The 5,308-nt window shown below is 76.0% G+C and carries 4 protein-coding genes; 2 read left to right on the forward strand and 2 right to left on the reverse strand.

From position 1 onward, the window contains the following. Window positions 1-228 precede the first annotated feature (228 nt). A complete protein-coding gene (locus CCN56_RS09315; protein WP_041130843.1) occupies window positions 229-636 on the forward strand; it encodes a cobalamin B12-binding domain-containing protein in 408 nt (135 codons plus the stop codon). A 332-nt stretch (window positions 637-968) separates the two neighbouring features. On the opposite strand, the gene CCN56_RS09320 is transcribed toward CCN56_RS09315, so the two are convergent. Next, window positions 969-2,609 (reverse strand): DUF5691 domain-containing protein, encoded by a 1,641-nt coding sequence (locus CCN56_RS09320; RefSeq protein WP_086825410.1) that lies wholly within the window; start codon window positions 2,607-2,609, stop codon window positions 969-971. Window positions 2,610-2,736: 127 nt separating this feature from the next. Then, window positions 2,737-4,083 (reverse strand): SWIM zinc finger family protein, encoded by a 1,347-nt coding sequence (locus CCN56_RS09325; RefSeq protein ID WP_256961877.1) that lies wholly within the window; start codon window positions 4,081-4,083, stop codon window positions 2,737-2,739. A gap of 153 nt (window positions 4,084-4,236) precedes the next feature. Between CCN56_RS09325 and CCN56_RS09330 the strand changes: the two genes are divergently transcribed. Next, the coding region (locus CCN56_RS09330; RefSeq protein WP_256961878.1) for an AAA family ATPase at window positions 4,237-5,308 on the forward strand (1,072 nt) is incomplete at its 3' end.

Raw genomic sequence — 5,308 nt, forward strand, 5'->3', positions numbered from 1 at the left:
GGCACGGGGCGCGGCGGACCTCGTCGCGGCTCCCTTCGCGACCGGCCCCGCTCGCGGCTGGTGGGCCCAGGAGGAGGGCCCGTAAGCGGGGACGGCGCAGAGCGAACATGTCCCACGTGTGATTTCCCCCTCGGTGGCCACCGCGAAACGGCCGGGTGCGGGATGCTGGGGATAACGTTCGTTCACCTCCCCGGCAATGAGGCGCGGGGGTCGCATGTGGAGGCAGTCATGGGTGTGAGCGGTCCGATCCGCGTGGTCGTCGCCAAGCCGGGTCTCGACGGTCACGATCGCGGGGCCAAGGTGATCGCGCGAGCGCTCCGCGACGCCGGCATGGAGGTCATCTACACCGGGCTCCACCAGACGCCCGAGCAGATCGTCGACACCGCGATCCAGGAGGACGCCGACGCGATCGGCCTCTCGATCCTCTCCGGAGCGCACAACACGCTGTTCGTGAAGGTCCTGGAGCTCCTCAAGGACCGCGACGCGGAGGACATCAAGGTCTTCGGCGGCGGCATCATCCCCGACGCGGACATCCCGCCGCTCAAGGAGAAGGGCGTGGCGGAGATCTTCACGCCGGGCGCGACGACCGCGTCCATCGTCGACTGGGTGAACGCGAACGTCCGCGTCGCCGCGTGATCCGCTGCGCGGTGCGCATGCGATGACAGGGCCTTCCCGCTCGGGAGGGCCCTGTCCCGTCCCGGAGGGGAGCCGCCCCGGCGGAGGGCGACCCCCGGCCCAGGTGGTACCGGCACGGAGGACCGGCCGGACCGGTCGGTCCGGCGCCTCAGGAGCCGGACGGCGGTGCGGGACGGGAAGGCGGTGCGTGTTTCGGAGGCCGTACGACGGGGTCGGGTGGCGGTGCGTGTCCGGAGGTCCTACGACGGGGTCGAGCGGCGGTGCGTGTCCGGAAGCCGTACGCGGCCGGGCGGCGGCGCGGAGTTCGGTGGGTGTACGGCGTCCGGTAGCCGTCAGGCGTCCGGTGGGGTGAGTTCCGCGCGCATCGCCGCGCGGAGACGGAGCGTGGAGACCAGCCGCTGGAAGGCCTCCGACCAGTAGTCGCCCGCGCCGGGGGAGCTGTCCTCCGCCTCGTCGGAACGGGCCGTCAGGGACTCCAGCTGTCGCGCCGCCTCCGGTGCGAGGCAGCGCTCCGCCAGGCCCATCACCCCGCTGAAGCTCCACGGGTAACTGCCCGCCTCCCGCGCGATGTCGAGGGCGTCGATCACCGCCGCGCCGAGCGGTTCCGCCCACGGTACGGCGCAGACGCCAAGCAGCTGGAACGCCTCCGAAAGACCGTGGGCCGCGACGAACGAGGCCACCCAGCGCGCCCGTTCCTCCACGGGCAGCGTCGAGAGGAGCTGGGCGCGCTCGGCCAGGGACGAGGTGCCGGGGCCCGTCGCGGGCGGGACCGCCGGGGAGCCGAGCAGTGCGCGCGACCAGTCCGGGTCCCGCTGGCGCACGGCGGCCCGGCACCAGGCCGCGTGCAGTTCGGCCTGCCAGTCGTCGGCGACCGGCAGCGCCACGATCTCCTCCGGGGTGCGCCCCCCGAACCTCGCCGGCCACGCGGGCAGCGGCGCCGCCTCGACGAGCTGGCCCAGCCACCAGGAACGCTCGCCCCGGCCCGCCGGAGGCGTCGCCACCAGGCCGTCCCGCTGCATCGCCGCGTCGCACTCGTGCGGGGCCTCGACGGTGATCGTCGGCGTCGGGGCCGTACGGTCCAGGCCGACGCAGGTGGCGGCCCGGCCCGCCATCCGCCCCGCGAGCGCGGAGGCCGGCAGGGCGGAGAGCAGCTCGGCGGCGGTGGCCCGGACGTTGCGGCTGCGGTCGCCGAGGGCCTCCTCGAGGAACTCCTCGTCGGCGTCGGAGAGTCCGGCCCGCAGCGAGTCCAGGAACATCAGCCGGTCCTCCGCCCGCTCGGCGGACCAGGTCGACGCGAGCAGTGCGAGACCGGCGGCCGGGTCCTCGGTCCGTACGGCGGCGAGCAGGGCGACCCGCTCGGCGAACAGGCCCTCGTCCCACAGGGCACGGACCCCCTCCGGGTCCCCCGGGGACGGGAGGTTGCCGGCCGCGCCCGTGCCCCGGAGGGCGAACCTCCACTCGGGGTTGAGCCGGGCCAGCCACAGACCGCGCGGCCCGGCGAGGCGGAGCGCCTGGGGCCGGAGATCGGTGCGGGCCCTGGCCGCGTCGAGCAGCGCCGGCAGGGCGGCGGGCGGCGCCTTGTAGCCGTGCCGGTTGGCGAGGGCCAGCCACTGGGGGAGCAGCTCGGCCAGGTCGGGGGCGGCCCCGCGCCGCCCGGCGGGCGAGGGCGCGGCCCGGCCGGCGAGCAGCTGGTCGAGGCGGAGCCGGGCCGCCTCGGGCAGCGGCGCGCGCGGGTCCTCCGGTGCGGGCTCCGGCAGGGGCGCGGCGGGCCCGGGCCGCAGCCCCGCCCTGCGCCGTACGGTGTGCAGCGCGGCGGCGCCGAGCAGCGCACCCGGCACGTCCCGGGCCGCCGTGGAGCCCGCGAGCCCGGCGGGAGGCCGCCGGTCCGTGCCGAGGAGCGCCGAGCTGACGAGCTCCTCCCACGCCGCGTCATCGGCGGGGGGTGTGGTGGAGGTGGTCGTGGTGGTGTCCATCGGGCTCCTCCGGTGGGTCGGTGCGCGGTGGTCGGATGCCGGGTGGGCGGGCGTCATGTGGGCTGACGTCATGTGAGCGGGAGTCATGTGACGGGAGCGATGTGAGCTGACGTCATGGGGCCGGGCGTCATACGAGGGGGACCGTCTCGCCCGGGGTCTCCGGCGACCAGGCGGCGAGCGGGGTGAACCCCCGGTGCCCGCACTCCCCGAAGACGGTCACCGGGGCACCGCCGGACAGGGCGACCAGCCGCCAGAGCCCGGCCCGGGACTGGGCGGCGGGCGTCAGGGGCAGCGCCTCGCGGCCGTCGGCGTCGGCGAGCTGCCAGCCGTACTCCGCGGGCGCCGGTACGACTCCGCTCAGCGTCACGGGCCAGGAGTCCAGCCACGGGTCCTCGCCCAGCGCGCGGCCGTACGCGTCGAGCGCCGCGCCGACCGACCCGCCCACCGGAGGGGCGACCGGGCCCTCGACCGGGACGAACCGCTCGCCCGGCTCCGCCCGCACCTGACCGGCGCCGGTGTGCGGGGTCAGCTCGCCGTCGAGCAGTGCGCCCACGGGGAGCGCGAGTCGGGGCGCCCGGCCCGCCGCGCCGTAGGAGAGCAGGAGCGCGGTGCGCCCGGTCTTCGTGCCGTGCAGCCAGATCCGACGGGTGGTCAGCCGGGCGTCGGCCGCGTCGTACTGCGCGAGGACCAGCCAATGGTCGCGCACCGGGACGCCGTCGGCCGGGGAGGCGAGGCCCACCCGGGTCCGTACCGTCGTCGCGAACGGGGCGGGCAGCCGGTCCGCCGCCAGCCACGCCCGGTCGAGGAGATGGGTCAGCGCGCACTCCTCCAGGAGCCGCACGGGCCAGCCAGGGCCCGAGCCCGGTACAGCCCCCAACTCCCGGACCCGCCCGGCGAGCCCCGGCGCCTGGGCGTCGACCATGCGGGCCGCCGTCTCCTCCCACAGCCCGTACCCCGCCTGCCCGGCCGCCGCCAGGCCGCCGCGCAGCAGATCGGCGAGCCGCTGCTCCAACTCCTGCGCCCCCGAGGTGATCCGGGCCGCCCTCCGCTCGGCCCTGCGGCGCGCGGCCTCGGGGTCCGCCGGCGCCCCCGGGGCCGCGTCCCCGTCCTCCCGTCCGGCGCCCGCGGCCCGGCCGCGCCGCGCGGTGAGCCAGTGTGCGGCCCAGTCGGGCGCGGGGGAGTCCTCGGCGGCGATCCCGTCCGCCGCCCGGAGCAGCAGCAGGCCGAGGGCGTGCTTGCAGGGGAACTTCCGGCTGGGGCAACCGCAGGAGTACGCGGGGCCCGTGGTGTCGACGACCGTCCGGTACGGCGCGCTGCCGCTGCCCTTGCACAGACCCCAGACGGCACCGTCGCCGCACCCGGTCTCCGACCAGGGCCCGGCCGTGCCGAGCTTGCTCCCCGCTCTGCGCGACGCTTCGTCAGGAGCCAGTGCCAGCACCTGTTCAGCCGTCCAGCGCACCCCCATGCCATTCATGTCCTCGACGGTAGAGGCCGCCACTGACAACGCCCCTGACGACGCTTCTGGCAATGCCTCTGGCAACGCCTCTGACCAGCGGTGACATCCGATTGTCAGTGGCATGGTGCACGGTGGATCGCACAGCAGGTCGAACGATCTGGAGGGGGATCCATGCCCGTGCCCGAAACCATCGCGCAGCCCGGTTCCGGTGTCGAGACGGACACCGGGCCGGGACGGCCGCAGACCGCCGCCGAGGCCCTGCGTCCGCACGCCGAGCACGCCTTCGCCCATGAACTCGCGGCCCTCGCCGCCGCCGACGACCGGCCCCGGCCCGCCCGCTGGCGCCTCTCGCCCTGGGCCGTCGCCACCTACCTCCTCGGCGGCACGCTCCCCGACGGAACCGTCATCACGCCCAAGTACGTCGGACCGCGCCGCATCGTGGAAGTCGCCGTCACCACGCTCGCCACCGACCGGGCGCTGCTCCTGCTCGGAGTCCCCGGCACCGCCAAGACCTGGGTCTCCGAGCACCTCGCCGCCGCCGTCAGCGGCGACTCCACCCTCCTCGTCCAGGGCACCGCCGGCACGCCCGAGGAAGCCATCCGGTACGGCTGGAACTACGCCCGGCTCCTCGCCCACGGCCCCAGCCGGGACGCCCTCGTCCCCAGCCCCGTGATGCGCGCGATGTCCCGGGGCGCGACCGCCCGCGTCGAAGAACTCACCCGCATCCCCGCCGACGTGCAGGACACGCTCATCACGATCCTGTCCGAGAAGACCCTGCCCGTCCCCGAACTGGGGGAGGAGGTGCAGGCCGTCCCCGGCTTCAACCTGATCGCCACCGCCAACGACCGCGACCGGGGCGTCAACGAGCTCTCCAGCGCCCTGCGCCGCCGCTTCAACACGGTCGTGCTCCCGCTGCCCGCGACCGCCGAGGACGAGGTCGACATCGTCGCCCGCCGCGTCGAGCAGCTCGGACGCTCCCTGCGACTGCCCTCCCCGCCCGACGGCGTCGACGAGATCCGCCGCGTCGTCACCGTCTTCCGCGAGCTGCGGGACGGCGTCACCGCCGACGGCCGCACCAGGGTCAAGTCCCCCTCGGGGACGCTCTCCACGGCCGAGGCGATCTCCGTCGTCACCGGTGGACTCGCCCTCGCCGCCCACTTCGGCGACGGCGTCCTGCGCCCCGCCGACATCGCCGCCGGCATCCTCGGCGCGGTCGTCCGCGACCCGGCGGCCGACCGGGTCG

It is taken from the genome of Streptomyces sp. NRRL B-24572 (assembly GCF_002156145.1).
Lineage (GTDB): Bacteria > Actinomycetota > Actinomycetes > Streptomycetales > Streptomycetaceae > Streptomyces > Streptomyces vietnamensis.

What these genes read in the sequence shown, in the direction of transcription:
- CCN56_RS09315 (WP_041130843.1), top strand. Translation starts at nt 229, where the DNA reads ATGGGTGTGAGCGGTCCGATCCGCGTGGTCGTCGCCAAGCCGGGTCTC.
- CCN56_RS09320 (WP_086825410.1), bottom strand. Translation starts at nt 2,609, where the DNA reads ATGGACACCACCACGACCACCTCCACCACACCCCCCGCCGATGACGCG.
- CCN56_RS09325 (WP_256961877.1), bottom strand. Translation starts at nt 4,083, where the DNA reads ATGAATGGCATGGGGGTGCGCTGGACGGCTGAACAGGTGCTGGCACTG.